Here is a 1,048-nt window from a genome sequence, read left to right on the forward strand (position 1 = left end):
TCAGGCGTGGCAGTCTTTGACGTTGACGCAGTTCTTGGGGTCGTTGTCGGTGACGGTGGACTTGTCGTCGAGTTCGACCTTGCCGTCGTTGTTGAAGATGCCGCCGGCGATCTTGCGGTGGTGGTCGTTCTCGCCGTTGGCCTTGTTGTCCTTGACCTTGGTCTTGTCCAGGGTGACCTTGCCGTTGTTGTTGAAGATGCCGCCGCCGTTCTCGCCGGCGATGTTTTCCTTGATCAGGCTGTCGCGCAGGACCAGGACCGCGTTGAAGTCGTCGTGGTTGCGGTCGTGGTGGTCGTTGCCCTTGTTGCTGTTGTCGTTCTTGTTGTCGTTCTTGGGTTCGCCGTTGAAGATGCCGCCGCCGAAGCGTCCGGCGTGGTTCGCGGCGATGAGGGTGTCGGTGATGGTGGCGCGGCCGACCTTGTCGTTGTTCTTGCGGTCGTTGTCCTTGCCGTTGTTGCTGGTGACGGCGTTGTGTTCGCGGTCTTCGCCGGTGTTGTAGATGCCGCCGCCGTCCTTGCTGGCGTCGTTCTCGGCGACGGTGACGTGGTCGAGCCTGAGGTCGGTGTTGCTGGCGTAGATGCCGCCACCGTTCTTGCAGGCGGTGTTGTCCTTGACGAAGGTCCAGCTGATCTCGACGTAGCCGCCGGAGCTGAAGAGGCCACCGCCGTTCTCGTCGGCCTTGTTGCCCTGGATGAGGCTCTTCTCGATCTCGACGTTGCCGGCCTTGTCGCGGTCGTGGCGGCCGTCGTCCTTGCCGTTGGCGATGCCGCCGCCGTTCTTCCCGGCGGTGTTGTTGGTGATCTTCGACTTCTCGATCTCGAGCTGACCGGCGTTGAAGATGCCGCCGCCGTTGTCGTTGGCCTGGTTGTGCTCGACCTTGCTGAGCTTGAGGGTGACCTTGCCGTAGTTGGCGATCGCGCCGCCGTTGCCGCTGGCGCTGTTGCGGGTCAGGGTGGTCTTCTCGAGGTAAGCGCGGCCGCCCTTCTCGACCAGCAGCGCACCGCCGTCCTCGCCCCTGTCCTCGTCCTTGTCCTTGCCCTTGTCGTTG

Annotated in this window: 1 pseudogene; it reads right to left on the reverse strand. The window is 63.0% G+C overall.

Annotated elements, in window-relative coordinates:
- Nucleotides 1–1,048: pseudogene (locus tag KBX63_RS34855) on the reverse strand (hypothetical protein); the annotation flags it as partial.

It is taken from the genome of Micromonospora sp. U21 (assembly GCF_018070045.1).
Taxonomy (GTDB): domain Bacteria; phylum Actinomycetota; class Actinomycetes; order Mycobacteriales; family Micromonosporaceae; genus Micromonospora.